Consider the following 16,175-nt stretch of genomic DNA (forward strand, 5'->3'; position numbering starts at 1 on the left):
CCGGAGTTGCTCGCTTCGCTCACAACGTCCCGCCGCTTCCGGAGTTGCTCGTTGCGCTCCCAACGTCCCGACGCGCTGCCAACATCTCCCCGCGTTCGGCGACATTGCTGCTGCGCTAGCCTGGTCAGCCATGGCCCACGCTTCTGACACTGCGCTCCTCGCCCTGCAAGGTCTCCGCCTGAAGGGGCGCACGCAGCCGGATGCGATCGCAACCTTGTACGGGATCGATCAGGCCACGGTCGAAGCGGCGTTGGCCGGCCTGGCCGACGCCGGGTTCGCCCAGTTCCGTGAGGGGCGCACCGCCTTCTGGATGCAGACCTCCGACGGCAAGGCCGAGGGCGAGCGGCTGATGGCGGCCGAGCTCGATGCGGTTGGTGCTCGTGACCTGGTCGCCGGGTGTTACGACGAATTCAAGGTGCTGAACACCGAGATGCTGGCGCTCTGCACCCGCTGGCAGGTGAAAGATGTCGACGGCGAGCAGGTCATCAACGACCACACCGACGAGGCCTACGACGCAGCGGTGATCGACGAACTCGGTCGCCTCGATGCCGGCGTCCAGCCCATCGTGGCGAAGATCGCCGAGGTGCTCGACCGCTACGGCATCTATGCCGGTCGGTTCGACACGGCGCTGGCGAACGTACGAGCGGGTCAGCAGGAGTGGTTCACTCGCCCGATCATGGAGTCCTACCACACCGTTTGGTTCGAGCTGCACGAGGACTTCTTCGGCACGCTCGGGATCGACCGAGCTTCGGAGAGTCACTGATGCCCACCTTTGGAACCGTCCTGACGGCGATGGTCACGCCCTTCGCGTCCGACGGCACGCTCGATCTCGATGGTGCGCAGGCGCTCGCTCGACACCTCGTCCAACATGGCAACGACGGCGTCGTGGTCGCCGGCACCACCGGCGAGTCGGCCACCCTCACGCACGATGAGCAGATTGCACTCATCGAGGCCGTACGCGAGGCCATCCCCAACGCCAGTTTGGTGGCCGGTGCCGGAAGCAACGACACCCAGGCTGCAGTCGAGCTGACCGAGCGGGCCACCGATGCCGGTGCCGATGGCATCCTCAGCGTCACGCCTTACTACAACCGTCCGTCGCAGGCCGGAATCGACGCCCACTTCCGGGCGGTGGCCAGTGCCACCGACAAGCCGGTCGTGCTCTACGACATCCCGGTTCGCACCGGTCGCAAGATCGCCGAGGCCACTCTGCTCGGGCTGCTCGAGGTCGACAACATCCTCGGCGTCAAGGACGCAGCGAAGGACCCGGCAGGCACTGCGTCCCTCATCTCGAAGGCGCCCCCCGGGACCGAGGTCTATTCCGGCGACGACAGCTTGACTTTGCCATTCCTGTCGGTCGGCGCCGTCGGCGTGATCGGCGTCGCCACCCACTGGGCGGGGCAGGAGATGGCCGACATGATCGCCGCCTATCTGGCGGGCGATGTCGCCGAAGCCATCCGCCTCAACGCGTTGATGATCCCGTCGTTCGACTTCGAGGGATCCGACGACGCACCCAACCCCGTGCCGAGCAAGGCGATGATGAACCTCCTCGGTGTGAAGGTCGGTAGTTGCCGGCCGCCCATGGGATATGCCCCCGACGACCTCGACGATCGAGCGCGGTCCGTCCTCGCCGGTCTCGGCCGGTCGATCTGATGACAGACACCACCTCGTCCACCAACACCCCCACGCCGTCGGGCGACGTCCGCGTCATCTTCTTCGGCGGTCTCGGCGAGATCGGCCGTAACTGTGCCGGTATCGAGGTCGAGGGGCAGATCATGCTCATCGACTGCGGGCTCATGTTCCCCGAGATCGACATGGCGGGCGTCGACCTCGTGCTGCCCGACTTCACCTGGCTGCGCGAGAACGCGAGCCGTGTGGTCGGTGTAGTGGCAACCCATGGCCACGAAGACCACATCGGAGCGCTCGGGCACCTGCTCGCCGACATGGACCTGCAGATCATCGGGTCGCCGCTCACGATCGGACTGGCCAGGAACCGCATCGAGGAAGCGGGCATGTCCAAGCGGGCCCACTTCATCGAGGTCTCGGACAACGATCGGATCCAGGTCGGACCGTTCGACATGGAGTTCTTCCCCGTCACGCACTCGGTTCCTCACGGGTTCGCCACGGCCTTCCACACCCCGCAGGGCGTGATCCTGCACTCCGGCGACTTCAAGCTCGACATGACCCCGGTCGACGGTCGCCTCACCGACCTCGCCGGCATCGGACACATGGCCAAAGACGACGGCGTGCGTCTCTTCCTCTGCGACTCCACCAACGTGGAGGAGACCGGGTTCTCCGACTCCGAGACCTCGATCGGCCAGTCGATCCACGATCTGTTCCAGGCCAACAAGGGTCACCGCATCGTCGTCGCCTGCTTCGCCTCCCACATTCACCGTGTGCAGCAGATTGCCGATGCTGCGATCGCGAACGGTCGTACCGTTGCCACGCTCGGCCGGTCGATGAACAACAACGTGGCGCTGGCCCGTCGCATGGGCCTGCTGAACATCCCCGATTCGAAGCTGCGAGACATCGACTCGGTCGGCGACATCGCTCCCGAGGATCTGTGTGTGATCTCGACCGGTTCGCAGGGTGAGCCGATGTCGGCGCTGTCCCGCATGGCCACCGGCGACAACAAGTGGCTCACGATCACCGAGGGCGACGTCATCATCTTGTCGTCGCACCCGATCCCGGGCAACGAGTCGTCGGTGTCTCGCACGATCGACGGGCTGATCCGCAAGGGTGCCACCGTCATCCACTCGGGCACGGCGCGGGTGCACGCCACCGGTCACGCCAAGGCCGAGGAGCTGAAGGTGCTGCACTCGATCGTGCAGCCGGAGTGGTTCATCCCGGTCCATGGCGAGTATCGCCACCTCTCCGAGCATGCTCGCCTGGCCACTCGAATGGGCACGCGGCCCGACCGCGTCATCGTCTGCCAAGACGGCGATTCGGTGGTCCTCACCGATGCGGGTATTTCGCGTGGTGAGCCCGTACCCGCCGAGTACATCTACGTCGACGGCAAGGTCGGCGATCTCGACGAGAGCGTGATCGTCGAGCGGCGAACGCTCGGTACCGACGGCTTCGTCTCGGCGGTCGTGACCGTGTCGATCGAGGGGCCACACGGCGAGCTCGTCGGGTTGCCAGAGATCATCTCCCGCGGCTGGGTGCACGGGCCCGAGGGCGACCAACTCCGCAAGGACGCCGCCGACGCCGTGCGTCAGACCGTCGAGTCGGCGCTGAACGACGGCCAGTTCTCCCGCCAGCACCTGGAGCGAGTCTCTCGGCGCGCGCTCGGTCGATTCGTCTCGAATCGCACCCGCCTCCGCCCGATGATCGTGCCGGTCGTGCTCGGCGCCCACGAGGGCCTCGAAGACGACAACGCCGCGAAGGGCAAACGCTGAGCCTCCTCGTCACCGGCGGGTCCGGCTATCTGGCCAGTCGCCTGGTCTCGCTGGCGCTCGATCGACAGCACGACCGAGTCGTCGTCGTGTCCCGGTCCGAGCCCGATGCTTGGTGGCGAGATGACGTCGACTGGCGGTCACTCGATCTTCTCGACGGGCCGGCGGTGTCGGCGCTGTTCGCCGACGTCGCACCGGCGGCGGTGATCTCGACCGCAGCAACGAACCCAGGTCAGGGCACCGACTACGCCGTCAACGAGATCGGCGCCTCGGCGGTCGCCGGCGTGTGCGCTCGCCATGGCGCCCGGCTCGTTCACGTTTCGAGCGACATCGTCCACGGCGGCGACCTCGCAGCCGACGCCACGGGCTACGCCGACGACGCCGAACCTTCGCCCATCAACCCGTACGGCCGGTCCAAGGCGGTGGGGGAGCGGTTGGTGCTGGACGCCCTCCCGGCGGCCGCCGTCGTTCGTACCTCGCTGATCTACGGCATCGAGCGAGTCGACCGAGGGACGGCCGGTTTCATCGAGCGGCTCGAACGCGGGGAGCGGCTGTCGTTGTGGGGTGACGCCATCCGGCAGCCGGTGTGGATCGACGCGCTGTCGAGTGCGCTCCTCGATCTCGCGCTGGTGCACACCAACGTGACGGGGACGCTCAACGTCGCCGGCGACGAGGCCATGAGTCGAGCCGACTTCGCTCGTCGACTCCTCGCGCACTGGGGTGTCGACGCATCGGGGCGGATCGACATCACTCGGGCGGCCGACCTCGAGGGACAGCCGCTCGACCTGCGACTCGATCTCCGCCTGGCCCGAACGCTCGGCCTGCCGGTGCCCGGTGTCGGTGAGGTCCTCGCCGACACCTGAGCGCTCAGAAGGTGGTCGGGTGGGCCATCATCGATACGACGCGATCGTGGCCGCGAGCTGGTCGGTGAGTGGCGTCGGGCGAAGGCCGAAGGTCGCCTCGGTCTCGCAGGCGTCGATGACGAACGGCGCCTCGAACTGGTATCGCATCTCCCGCAGCTCTCGCATGACGGGAACGACGATCCCCATGAGATGCAGCACCATCGGGGGTATCTGTCGCACCTTCACTGGATCGACACCGGCCGCTGCGGTGATCGCGGCGACCATCTCGCTTGCCGTCATCGGCGCCAGGGTTGGGACGTGCCAGGCGCTCCCGTCGGCTCGATCGTCGGTGCCGAGCGCCGCCAGGGTGGCGGTGACGTCGTCCAGGTAGCTCCAGCTGTGCGGCACGTTCGGGTCGCCAATGTACGACACGTTCTTGCCCGTCAACGCCTTGGGCACGACACGGTCGCCGAAGTGACCGTTCGGTCCCACGCCGGGACCGAAGAAGTCCGAGGCCCGGGCCTCGGTTGCTCGCAGGCGGCCCGCCTCGTGCGCGGCCAGCGCGTCGTTCCACATTGCGGCGCGGATGGCCCCCTTCTTGCTCGGCGGGTCGAGCGGTGTGTCGGGCCGCATCGGGCTCGAGCCGGCGGGGTAGACGTAGAGGTTGCTCATCGTCACGAGCTTGGCCCCGCTGTCCTCGGCGGCCCCGAGGAAGCTGTTGGCCAGTGGCGGCCAGGCAGTAGCCCACTGGTGGTAGGGCGGATTGGCACAGTTGTAGACCGCGTCGGCACCGGCGCAGAGCTTGGCCAGCGCGTCGGCATCGCCGGCGTCGGCGGCGACGCACTCGATGCGGTGATCTTGCGGTCCTGACCCCGAGCGGGTGACGACCTTGACGTGATGGCCGGTGTCGGCCAGCCGCTGGGCGGTGCCCGAGCCGACGGGCCCGGCTCCGACGATGACGTGGGTTCCCATGATGTTCCTCGCAACTCGTGGTGAGTGATCGTTGATCCGATAGAAGAGCAGTGCTCTTGATTTCGAACTCTGACCGATCGGGATCGTCTCGTCAAGAGCAGTGCTCACATTTGTTGTCATTGCTCTTGATCTAGGTCAGGATGGGCGCCATGGCCCGTCGCAGCACCGCCCGTACCGTTCGTGAACGAGCTCGTGAGGAGCTCACCAACGAGATCAAGGAGGAGGCCAGGCGACAGCTCGCCGAGCACGGCGCCGACGCGCTGTCACTCCGTGCCATCTCCCGGGAACTCGGCATGGTGTCGTCGGCGCTCTACCGCTACTTCGCCAGTCGCGATGCTCTGCTCACCGCGCTCATCATCGATGCCTACAACGCACTGGGCGACGCCTGCGAACAGGCCGAAGCGGCCGTCGAACGAGACCTCCTCCTCGAGCGATGGCGCAGCATTGCGCTGGCCACCCGGCGGTGGGCCATCGACCATCCCCACGAATACGCCCTGATCTACGGCACGCCCGTGCCAGGATTCGCCGCGCCCGACGACACGATCGACCCTGCCACCCGGGTGCCCTACCTCATGCTCACGTTGCTGGTCGACATCGACGCCGCCGTCGGTGGTTCACCGATCGCCGAACCCCTGCCGGTCGACCCGCTCCTGGCCCAGCAACTCGAGGCGCTCGTTGCGAACATGCCGGGCCCGGTCGATCAGGCCCGGTTGCTCCAGGGGTTGGGTGCCTGGGCCATGGTGTTCGGCATGATCAACTTCGAGTTGTTCGGCACGTTCAAGAACACCTTCGACGAGGCCGAGCCGCTGTTCCGATATCAGGTCGATCTCATGGCTCGGCACATGGGTCTCGTTGGCTGAGGGTGCTACCGGTCGAAGGCGCACAGCTCGACTACGGCATCTCGGCCTCGGCTTCGACCGACGTTCCAGTCGAGGAACCCGTCGCCGCCGTCGATGAGATCGCCGCGACGACCGAGAGCGACCGAACACAGCGTGTCGCTGAGTTCGATCTGCAGGTCGGGGTCGAGTGTCCCCATCCCGTCGACCAGCACGGCGATCCCGTCGCCGCTCAGCTTGTCCACATGCCAGAGCACCGAGCGTTCGTTGCGAGCCAGAGCGTCACGAGCGATGATCGCCTCCGGGTTCGCCAGGTCGAGGCCGGCGAGGGTGGTCAGACCGGACGTGACGAGGGCGGGCAGCATCCAGGCGCGATCGGGTCGCCACTCGAGGAGGCGCAGGCTCACCATCGCGAACCCCACGCCGATCCACACGGAGAACACCGAGCTGTAGAAGCGAAGCGGGGTCAAGCCGTTGTCGCCGATGTAGAGCTGGAGTCGGGTGAATGCCACCGCGATGATGAGGTAGGTGAGTGCGACGGCGAGAAGTGCGGGGACTCGGAAACCCCGCGTCGTGCGCGCTGTCTCACCGATCATGGAGCGCAGCGAGAGCAGGACGGTCATCGTGATCGCTGCAACCCACAGCAGTTGGAAGAAGCCTTGACGTGCGTGCTCCTTGTAGGTCAGCCCGCGATCGGCCAGTGCGTGGTCGAGGACCGTCGAGTTGTCGACGTCGACCCGGGCAACGACCTGTGCCACGGCGAACACGAGAAACAAGACGTCGAGGAGCGCCAGGGTCACGATGGCTTCGGTCCGTCCCAAGCGCGGTGCCGATGGCGTGTCGGACCGCTCGGTCGTGGTCGCCCGTAGTCGGAACAGGAGGGCCATGCCGATGCTCCCCATGGCGATCAGGGCGGCATGGCCGGCTGAGTCGAGAGCGTGGAAGGGGACGGAGTCGAAGAACGAGGCGAACACGGCATCCGCCGATGCAAGGAGGCTGGCGATCACCACCACGATCGGGAGCGCCAGCAGGAGTCCACGCCCGACTGCCAGTACGTGGCGGGCGGCGCCGGCCTCGCTGGCACGGCGCTGGTGAGCACGGGCTTGCCGTGGTACCTCGACCATGAACCCGATTGCGACCGCCAGGGCCATCACGGCATTGCGGAGACCCTGGATGGGTCGAGTGTCGAACCAACGCTCGGGCGGGGCGGCAGCAAGCACCAGCAGGCCCGCCGATGCCAGCAGGTTGAAGGCGACGAGCCGGGGGTCAGTGCGGACCGACAGCATGACAGCGAAGCCGATTGCGGCCGCAAGGCTCCGGCGGACGAACGGCGTGGTCGCTCGGCCGGTGACGAAGAAGCCGAGCGCAATGGTGGTGAACAGCAGGGTGCCGGCCACATTCGCTCCCGGTGGGCGCCGGACGGCGAGGTCGCAGGCCACGCCGACGGCCAGGACGGCCGCCAGGTCGCGTCGCCGAATGTTGACCGGCTCGACCTGCGGCCTCGGCAGCTGCGGTTGGTCGAGTGGCGGTTGCTCGGGTGGCGGTTGCTCGGGTGGTGGTGGCGTCAACTCGGGGTCGACAATCGTCGACGCCTGGGAAGATGTCGACATCGATGTCGATGCCGGTGCTGTCGGTTCCGGCCGATTCGGTGGCTGCGGGGGATGGGGCGGTGTGTTCGTCACGGTGGACCTCCGCCCAGCAGTGTCGAAGGCCGATGGTGTGGGGCGCTCACCGCTCATGTGAAGGTGTCGTGCAGTCGCTCGGTCCTCCCGGTGCGGCCGGTTCTGTGCGTCAAACCCACCGCCAATCCCGAACTGTGCGTCGTTCTTCCCGTCTGCGGGAAGTTTGACGCACAGAACGGTGGGGGCGGTGAGAATGGCGCACAGAACGGGGGCGGGGGAGCGGGTGGAGGGGGAGATCTGGGGTGCTCCCTCAACGTGGCGACGTCACCCGCTAGAGTGACCGCACTGTGGTTACATCGAATCGGACTCAACGTTCCGGTCGGGGGGCTGCGGGTGGACGATCGAAGACCCGTTCAGGGTCCTCTCGTCGCGCCCGAGATCAGCGAGCCGAAGTGCAGGGAATCATCCTGTTGTCACTCGGCATCTTCCTCGGCCTTGCCCTGTACACCCCCGCCACCGGCGTCGTCGGCCGCTGGCTGGCCGTCGGTCTCGGCGCCTTCTTCGGCCTGGCGCGCTACGGGCTCCCGTTGGCGCTGGCGCTCGCCGGATTCCAGCGGCTGCGCACCGTCGACGCCAAGCGTCGAGCGCTGCGTCCCCGGGGTGAGGTGATCTCGTGGTTCCTCCTGGGATTTGCGCTCTTCGCCGTCCTCGACCTCGTGGGCGGTCGCCCAGGCTGGGGGTCATCGGTCGAGCGGCTGTCCGGTGCCGGCGGCTGGATCGGCGTCAACATCGGCGGCACGATGGAGCGCTACTTCGGTTACTGGGGCGAGTTGGTGATCACGGTCACCATGGTGCTCGTCGCGCTCGTCATCCTCACCTCGCTCTCACTCGGATTCGCCGCCGACGTGTTGGCCGAGGGCGGTTCGAGCCTGCGTGATCAGTTCCTCGACTGGTGGGAGGCCTCCCGCAGCGTCGAGGCCAAGGCCGAGCGCAACGCAAAGAAGGCCGGCGACACCGAGCCGGCAAAGAAGAAGCCGGCGAAGAAGAAGGCGGCGTTCCTCGACCTCGAGTTCCCCGAGACGCCGGTCGCGCCCGCTACCACGGGCGGTGCGAGCGATGGGTGGGGTACCGGCGTCAACGTCGAACTGTTCGACCAGGAGCAGTACATCGACCTCCGGCAGCCGAACGTCGACGATGGCCCGTCGATCAGCGATCTGCCGACCGGCGAGGTGCCGGTCGTCGGACGAGGCAAGGGCAAGAACAACGACGACGACTCGGCCGCAGCCGCCGAAGGCGACGAGACCCAACCGGTGCGCTGGGCCGATGCCGGCCCGACACCGGTGATCGAGGTGCCGGCCCCGCCGGTGATGATCAGCGATCCTTCGGTCGTCGCCCCGCAGGCCCCCGACGGCATCTGGCATCTGCCGTCCATGGAGATTCTCGTGCAGAGCGAGGGTCAGGAAGTCGACCGGGTCACGGTCGAGAAGACCGGACGCCAGCTCGAGCACGCGCTCGCCGAACACGGCGTCGAGACCCGCCTGATCGGCGTGGTCGTCGGCCCCACCGTCAGCCGTTTCGAACTCGAACTCGGTCCGGGTGTGAAGGTCAACCGCGTCACCAGCCTGCACAAGGACATCGCCTACGCGATGGCGACGCCCGACGTCCGCATCCTCGCCCCGATCCCGGGCAAGCAGGCCATCGGGGTCGAGGTGCCGAACGTGCGCCGCCAGATGATCACCGCCGGCGATCTGCTGTTCTCGGAAGAGGCGAGCAAGTCGACGCATCCGCTCGAGGTCGCGCTCGGCCGCGACATCACCGGCAAGACCGTCATGGCCAACCTGGCGAAGATGCCCCACCTACTCGTCGCCGGCCAGACGGGTTCGGGCAAGTCGTCGTGCATCAACACGATGCTGACCTCTCTGCTCATGCGCACCACCCCCGATCAGGTGCGGCTGATCCTGGTCGACCCGAAGCGAGTCGAGCTCACGCAATACGAGGGCCTGCCCCACCTGCTCACCGAGGTGGTCACCGATCCGAAGAAGGCCGCCAACGCTCTGGCGTGGGGCGTCCGGGAGATGGAGCGTCGCTACGACCTGCTTTCTGACGTCCACGTGCGCGACATCGACGGCTACAACGAGGCGGTCGACGAGGGCCGATTCGCACCCCGCATGGGTCCCGATGGGGAACTGCAGGAGTACGAGCGGATGTCGTACATCGTCATCATCCTCGACGAGCTGGCCGACCTCATGATGGTGGCGGCGCGTGACGTGGAGGAGTCGATCTGCCGTATCGCCCAGAAGGCGCGTGCGGTCGGTATCCACCTCGTGATCGCCACCCAGCGTCCGTCGACCAACGTCATCACCGGTCTGATCAAGGCCAACGTCCCGGCCCGTCTCGCCTTCGCCGTGTCGAGCCTCACCGACTCCCGCGTCGTGCTCGATCAGCAGGGCGCTGAACGATTGGTCGGCAAGGGCGACGGCCTGTTGCTCGACGGCTCCACCAGCACGCCGGCTCGATTCCAGGGCGCCTGGGTCACCGAGACCGAGGTCAACCAGATCGTCGAGCACTGGCGAGACCAGGCGCCCGACGTCGTGTTCGACTCTCGTGTGCAGGGCGAGGAGGTGTCCGAGGCGGCTGCGGCCATTCCCGGGGGCACCACGGGAGACGAGGGCGACGACGACCTCCTGCTCCAGGCCATGGAGCTCATCGTCCGTTCGCAGCTCGGCTCGACCTCGATGCTGCAGCGCAAGCTGCGCGTCGGCTTCGCTCGAGCCGGTCGACTCATGGACCTGCTCGAAGAGCGCGGGGTGGTCGGCCCATCGGTCGGCTCCAAGGCTCGTGACGTCCTCATGACCCCCGACGATCTCGATGCCGGTCGCTGGCCCGCCGCCATGCGGAGCCAGGGCGGCGGTGCGTCGGCCGGTACCACTCCGTCGGCGAATCCCCCGGCGAGCCCGGCTGCTGCGCCGATCGCTTCGAGCAGCGCACCGACCCGGGCGGCAACCGGGCATGACGAGCCGATCAGCCTGCGTGAGGTCACCGCACCCGATCGGCCGCTGTTCGATGACACCTCGTCCGCCCCGAGCCCATCGCACGGCGAGGAGCCGCCCGTGCGGTCGATCTTCGACGACGACGAGCAGGACACCCTGGCCTCACGGCTGGGTTCGGCGCCGGACTCGTCCGACGACTTCGACCTCGACGGCGACTTCGATCCGGCCCTCGCCCCACCACCCGGGTACCGGACGCCGTCGTGACGTCGGGCGCAGTGTGAGCGCAGCGCAGCGGCGAGCCGCACCGATGTCAGGACGTCGTCGCCGCGGACCGCGCCCATTGCTGCCTAGCCTGCCCTGATGCTGCTCGCCCTTCTTGCTGTTGCCGCCGGTGTCGGCTGTCTCTGGAAGGCGGCCGACGAGTTCGTCCTCGGTGCGACTCGCTTGGCGCTGATCTTCAAGATCTCGCCGGTGGTCGTCGGTGCGATCATCGTCGGCTTCGGGACCAGCGCGCCGGAACTCCTGGTGTCGGGCATCGCCGCCGCCGGCGGCGACATCGACGTCGGTGTCGGCAACATCATCGGTTCGAACATCGCCAACCTCTCGCTCATCCTCGGGGCCGCCGCCCTCGTGCTGCCCATCGGGATCACGGCGGGCGTACTCCGGCGCGAAGCGCCACTGTCGTTGGCATCGGTCGTGCTGTTCGCCATCGTGCTTCGTCTTGGCATGAACTGGCCTCTGGGCGTTGCCCTCTTCGTCGTTCTTGCCGGCTTCCTCCACCGAATCATCAAGGGCGACGGCAACGACGTCGCCGAGCTGACCCATGAGGTCGAGGAGCTCGCCGGGCACGGTGATCTCCAGGCTCGGGTCGAAACCTTGCGAACCCTCGCAGGTTTGATCATCACGATCGTCGGCGCGTGGGTGCTCGTTTGGGGAGCGCTCCGACTGGCCGACGAACTCGGCGTCAGCGGCGGATTTGTCGGCGTCACGATCGTTGCGATCGGCACCTCGCTGCCCGAACTCGTCACCGCCCTTGCTGCCGCACGAGCGCGCCAGACCGAACTGATCGTCGGCAACCTGCTCGGCTCGAACCTGTTCAACTCGCTGGCCGTCGGCGGCACGGTGGCGATCCTCGGGTCCGGGCCCATCGTCGACCCCTCGCTCGACACCCTCGACACCGGCTTCATGCTGGTGGTCGCCCTCGGTGCGTATGTCGCCATGCGGACTCGTGGACGGTTCGAGCGGGTCGAAGGCATCGTGCTGCTGATGGTGTTCTTTTCGTTCCTCGTGTTGAGCTACGTCAGCGAAGCGGCATAGAAAAGGGGCCATGCCCGCCCAGATCGATCACCTCGTCATCGCCGCCACCGACCTTGCCTGGCTCCGCCGGTGGTGGGACGAGCGCACCGGCGTGCATGCGGTCGATGGGGGAGCACACGACGGTCGGGGCACCCGGAACGCGCTGGTCGGCCTGGCCGGCGGTGTGGGGGCCACCACCTACCTCGAACTGATCGGGCCCGATCCGGAACAGCCGACGCCGCCCGAGCCCCGGTCGTTCGGTATCGACGACCTTCCTCCCGAGGTCCCCACCTTCGTCACCTTCGCCGTCTCGGTCGATGATCTCGAGTCGGCCGTCGCGACCGTCGCCTCGGTCGGCCTCACTCCCGGTCCCATCGTCGCCATGTCGAGACTCCGCCCCGATGGTGTGCGTCTTTCCTGGCGGCTGGCCGTCCCCGACCTCGCCGAACACGGCGGTGCCCAACCGTTCCTGATCGAGTGGGGCGACACGCCGCACCCGTCGCAGTCGCTGCCCGGCGGGGCGGAACTGCTCGAGCTGTCGGTCGAGTCGCCGGCCAGCGAACCGTTGGCCGCCATGTTCGACGCACTCGGCCTGACGATTGGCGTCACGCCTGCTGATCGACCAATGCTGAACGCATCCATCCAGACACCGAACGGCGTCCTCGACATCGGAGCAGCATGAGCACCACTCCCGACATCACCGAACTGGCCAGCGGACTCCGCTTCCCTGAAGGCCCCATCGCCATGCCCGACGGCTCGGTGATCCTGGTCGAGATCGCTCGAGGCACCCTGAGCCGAGTCGGCACCGACGGGAGCGTCGAGGTCGTCGCCGAGTGCGGCGGCGGACCCAACGGTGCGGCGATCGGGCCCGATGGCAAGGTCTATGTCTGCAACAACGGCGGGTTCGAGTGGCATGAGGTCAATGGCCTCCTGCTGCCCGGCAATCAGCCGGCCGACTACACCGGTGGCAAGATCCAGCGAGTCGACATCGAGACCGGTGAGGTCGAAGACCTCTACACCGAGGTCGGCGGTCACGGGCTTCGCGGCCCGAACGACATCGTCTTCGACTCGACAGGTGGCTTCTGGTTCACCGATCACGGCAAGAACCGTCCTCGCGAACGCGATCGCGGCGGGCTCTACTACGCCAAGGCCGACGGCTCCGAGGTGCGCGAGGTGGTCTACCCGCTGCTGGCGCCGAACGGCGTCGGTCTGTCCCCCGACGGCTCCCGGCTGTACGTCGCCGAGACCTACGAGGGGCGTCTCTACCAGTGGCAGCTGTCGGGGCCGGGCGAGATCGAGGGCTACTTCGGACCCGAGCATCGAGGCGAGGTCCTCGCCGACCCCGAGGGCGGTCCGTTGTTCGACTCCCTGGCGGTCGACGGCGAGGGCAACATCTGCGTTGCCACCATCCGCAATGGCGGCATCACCGTCGTGAGCCCCGAGGGTGCGCACCATCACGTCGCGTTCCCCGATCCGTTGACCACGAACATCTGCTTCGGCGGCGAAGGCCTCCAGACGGCGTTCGTCACGCTGTCGGCGACCGGGCGGCTCGTCAGCTGCACCTGGGAGACACCGGGTCTCGCACTCGCCTACTGACGCATCGGTGGTTGTCGAGCACATCGCACGTCGCTCGAGTCGGCGTTCGTTGCGACTCCTGGCCGCATTGGCCGTTGGCGTGCTGGCCAATTGGCCTTCGAGTGTGGCGGCGCACGCCAATCTCCTGGCCGCCTCGCCGGCGGTCGGCCAACCGGCCGGCGGCACCATCGATCGGGTGCAGCTCGTGTTCGACGAGCCCATCACCGAGCTCGATGCCGCCATCGAGGGGCCGGACGGCCGGCTCCTCGACGCCACGGTGGCGACCATCACGCCACAACAGTTCGAGCTGGCGTTTGCGCCGCTCGCCGACGAAGGCATCTACCGGGTTCGATACGCGTTCCTCTCGATCGACGACGATCGGGTCGAGCTCGGGCATGCGTTCGAGTTCGACCGCACGGCGCCGGCGCCGCTGCCGATCAGCGGGCCCACCATCGTCGAGCGCTCGGGGACCTCCTGGCGAACCTGGCTCGTGCTCGTGCCGGTCATCGTCGCCGTGATCGCGCTCGCCGAGCGCCTGCGCCGTCGCCGCCGGGCCCTGGCCCGGATCACCGCCTGACGCCGCTCCATCGGGACGGCGCCGTCCTCGCGTAGGCTTGTCGAACCGTGCCTGAACCAGACTCCCCAGCGGCGCCCAAGACCTTCTTCATCGAAACCCTCGGCTGCCCGAAGAACCAGGTCGATTCCGACAAACTCCTCGGCACGCTCGTCGCCGATGGGATGGTCCGTGCCGACTCGCCGGATCAAGCCGACCTCGTCGTGGTCAACACCTGCGCCTTCGTCGAAGAAGCCCGCCAGGAGTCGATCGACACGATCCTGTCGCTCGACGATCTTCGACGCGACGGTTCCGAAATCGTCGTCACCGGGTGCATGGCCGAACGCTACGGCGACGAACTCGCCGAGTTGCTCCCCGAGATCGACCGTGTCGCCGGCTTCGGTGTCGCCCTCACACCGCCTGCGCCCGCTGGTGGCGGTGTGCTGGTCGGGCTCAGCCCCACCCGGCGCTCGACCAACGGTGACCCGTCCGCTCCGACCGTTCCGTCGATGGACCTGCTCGAGCTCCCACGACCGGCGTCGGCCTCGCCTTGGGCGTACGTCAAGGTGGCCGAAGGCTGCGACCGCAACTGCGGCTTCTGTGCCATTCCCTCGTTCCGGGGCAAGCAGCGCAGCCGATCGATCGACTCGATCCTGGCCGAGGTCGACCAGCTCGCAGCGCACGAGATCGTGCTGGTTGCCCAAGACCTGGCCGCCTACGGGCGCGACCAGGGGCAGGGCGAGCGCAACATCATCCCGCTCGTTCGGGCGGTGGCCGACCGCGTCGAGCGGGTCCGACTGCTCTACCTCTATCCGTCCGACCTCACCGACGCCCTCATCGACACCATCTGCGCCACCGGCGTGCCCTACTTCGATCTCTCCCTGCAGCACGTGTCTCGTCCGTTGTTGCGACGCATGCGTCGCTGGGGCGACGGTTCGATCTTCAGCGAACGCATCGACGCGATCCGGGCCCGGGAGCCAGATGCAACGTTCCGCTCCAACTTCATCGTGGGCTATCCCGGCGAGACCGAAGACGACCACGACGCGCTCATCGAGTTCGTCGAACAGACCCGACTCGACTGGTGCGGCTTCTTTCCCTACTCCGAGGAGTCGGGCACCTATGCGGCCGACCTCGACGCCAAGGTGCCGGCGGGGCTGGCCCAGGAGCGCCTGGCCGAGCTCGTCGAGCTGCAGGACCGGATCACCGCCGAACGGCGCGACGACCTGATCGGCGAGACCATGCGGGTGCTCATCGACGCTCCGGGTGAGGCTCGGTCCCACCGCGAAGCCCCCGAGATCGACGGCGTGGTGCGGGTGCCCGAACATCTCAGCGTCGGGGCTTTCGTCGAGGTCGAAATCACCGGGGCCGAGGGACCTGACCTCGACGCCGTGCCGGTCGACGATGCCGTGGCCAATGGCGCCGGGGCAGGAGCGATGTCGTGAGTGCGGCGATGCCACCGGTCGACCTGATCGGCAGCTCCCGTGCGGCCATCGCGGCCAACGTGCTGACCATCAGCCGCTTCTTCCTGGCTCCGGTGCTGGCGCTGCTCATCCTCCGCTCCAATCCCACCTGGTTGAACTTCACGCTCGGCTGGGCGATGGGTGCCACCGACTTCTTCGACGGCAAGCTCGCCCGCAACGCCGCACCCACGAAGTTCGGCGCCTTCTTCGACCCGCTGGCCGACAAGCTGGTCGTGCTCCTTGCGGGCTTCGCGCTCGTCGAGATCGGTCGCTTCCCGCTCTGGCCGATGGTGGTGATCCTGATACGTGAGGTCGGGATCCAGATGTACCGCTCGTACTGGAGTCGACGTGGACTCGCGATCCCGGCGCGGCGCTCGGCCAAGTACAAGGTCTTCATCCAGGGCATTGCGATCGCAGCGGCGATGCTGCCGCTCCTCGACGGTGCGCTGTGGGTCGCCGATGTGCTGCTGTACGTTTCGGTGGTTTTCACCGTGGTCACGGCGGTGCAATATCTGATCGATGGGCGAGACGCCATGAGTACCACCGGGGCGGTGGAACGCCCGCTGGGCTGAGCCGTTTACATCTGGTCCATTCGGACGATTCCGCTTCATTGTCCGCCCTGACCTGCCGAAGCTTC

General features: G+C 67.4%; 14 protein-coding genes. 12 read left to right on the forward strand and 2 right to left on the reverse strand.

Annotation, left to right across the window (positions count from 1 at the left end; all coding sequences use genetic code 11):
• Nucleotides 1-130 precede the first annotated feature (130 nt).
• Genes R2733_15265 through R2733_15280 form a run of 4 tightly spaced genes read left to right on the forward strand, consistent with a single transcriptional unit; the run spans nt 131 to nt 4,255 of the window.
• Nucleotides 131-763: a hypothetical protein gene (locus R2733_15265; protein MEZ5377865.1), complete on the forward strand. Its 633-nt coding sequence runs from the start codon at nt 131-133 to the stop codon at nt 761-763.
• Nucleotides 763-1,650, forward strand: coding sequence for a 4-hydroxy-tetrahydrodipicolinate synthase (dapA, locus tag R2733_15270; protein MEZ5377866.1), 888 nt, complete (start codon nt 763-765; stop codon nt 1,648-1,650). Before R2733_15265 ends, dapA begins: the two co-directional genes overlap by 1 nt.
• Nucleotides 1,650-3,395 carry a ribonuclease J gene (locus R2733_15275; protein MEZ5377867.1) on the forward strand — a complete coding sequence of 582 codons (1,746 nt, stop codon included), beginning with the start codon at nt 1,650-1,652 and terminating at the stop codon, nt 3,393-3,395. The genes dapA and R2733_15275 overlap by 1 nt, the downstream gene beginning before the upstream one ends.
• Nucleotides 3,392-4,255, forward strand: a complete 864-nt coding sequence (locus R2733_15280) for a sugar nucleotide-binding protein (protein ID MEZ5377868.1) — start codon at nt 3,392-3,394, stop codon at nt 4,253-4,255. Before R2733_15275 ends, R2733_15280 begins: the two co-directional genes overlap by 4 nt.
• 27 nt (nt 4,256-4,282) lie before the next feature.
• Here the strand turns inward: R2733_15280 and R2733_15285 are convergent, their stop codons facing one another.
• A complete protein-coding gene (locus R2733_15285; protein ID MEZ5377869.1) occupies nt 4,283-5,206 on the reverse strand; it encodes an NAD-dependent epimerase/dehydratase family protein in 924 nt (307 codons plus the stop codon).
• Between the two features lie 149 nt (nt 5,207-5,355).
• Between R2733_15285 and R2733_15290 the strand changes: the two genes are divergently transcribed.
• Nucleotides 5,356-6,066, forward strand: a complete 711-nt coding sequence (locus R2733_15290; protein MEZ5377870.1) for a TetR/AcrR family transcriptional regulator — start codon at nt 5,356-5,358, stop codon at nt 6,064-6,066.
• 5 nt (nt 6,067-6,071) lie between these two features.
• Here R2733_15290 and R2733_15295 read toward each other — a convergent pair whose 3' ends face one another.
• Nucleotides 6,072-7,652, reverse strand: a complete 1,581-nt coding sequence (locus tag R2733_15295) for a DUF4173 domain-containing protein (GenBank protein MEZ5377871.1) — start codon at nt 7,650-7,652, stop codon at nt 6,072-6,074.
• Nucleotides 7,653-8,116: 464 nt separating this feature from the next.
• Here R2733_15295 and R2733_15300 point away from each other — a divergent pair, with 464 nt between their 5' ends.
• The 7 genes from R2733_15300 to R2733_15330 all read left to right on the forward strand — a co-directional run bounded on the left by R2733_15300 (nt 8,117) and on the right by R2733_15330 (nt 16,110).
• Nucleotides 8,117-10,918 carry a DNA translocase FtsK gene (locus tag R2733_15300; protein MEZ5377872.1) on the forward strand — a complete coding sequence of 934 codons (2,802 nt, stop codon included), beginning with the start codon at nt 8,117-8,119 and terminating at the stop codon, nt 10,916-10,918.
• A 96-nt stretch (nt 10,919-11,014) separates the two neighbouring features.
• Nucleotides 11,015-11,971, forward strand: coding sequence for a calcium/sodium antiporter (locus R2733_15305; GenBank protein MEZ5377873.1), 957 nt, complete (start codon nt 11,015-11,017; stop codon nt 11,969-11,971).
• Nucleotides 11,972-11,981: 10 nt separating this feature from the next.
• Nucleotides 11,982-12,632 (forward strand): VOC family protein, encoded by a 651-nt coding sequence (locus R2733_15310; GenBank protein ID MEZ5377874.1) that lies wholly within the window; start codon nt 11,982-11,984, stop codon nt 12,630-12,632.
• Complete coding sequence (locus R2733_15315) at nt 12,629-13,546, forward strand: SMP-30/gluconolactonase/LRE family protein (protein ID MEZ5377875.1); 918 nt, start codon at nt 12,629-12,631, stop codon at nt 13,544-13,546. The genes R2733_15310 and R2733_15315 overlap by 4 nt, the downstream gene beginning before the upstream one ends.
• Before the next feature lie 7 nt (nt 13,547-13,553).
• Nucleotides 13,554-14,102, forward strand: coding sequence for a copper resistance protein CopC (locus tag R2733_15320; GenBank protein ID MEZ5377876.1), 549 nt, complete (start codon nt 13,554-13,556; stop codon nt 14,100-14,102).
• 47 nt (nt 14,103-14,149) lie between these two features.
• Complete coding sequence (rimO, locus tag R2733_15325) at nt 14,150-15,520, forward strand: 30S ribosomal protein S12 methylthiotransferase RimO (protein ID MEZ5377877.1); 1,371 nt, start codon at nt 14,150-14,152, stop codon at nt 15,518-15,520.
• Nucleotides 15,517-16,110, forward strand: coding sequence for a CDP-alcohol phosphatidyltransferase family protein (locus tag R2733_15330; GenBank protein ID MEZ5377878.1), 594 nt, complete (start codon nt 15,517-15,519; stop codon nt 16,108-16,110). The genes rimO and R2733_15330 overlap by 4 nt, the downstream gene beginning before the upstream one ends.
• Nucleotides 16,111-16,175 lie beyond the last annotated feature (65 nt).

This window comes from Acidimicrobiales bacterium (assembly GCA_041394265.1).
GTDB lineage: Bacteria > Actinomycetota > Acidimicrobiia > Acidimicrobiales > SZUA-35 > JBBQUN01.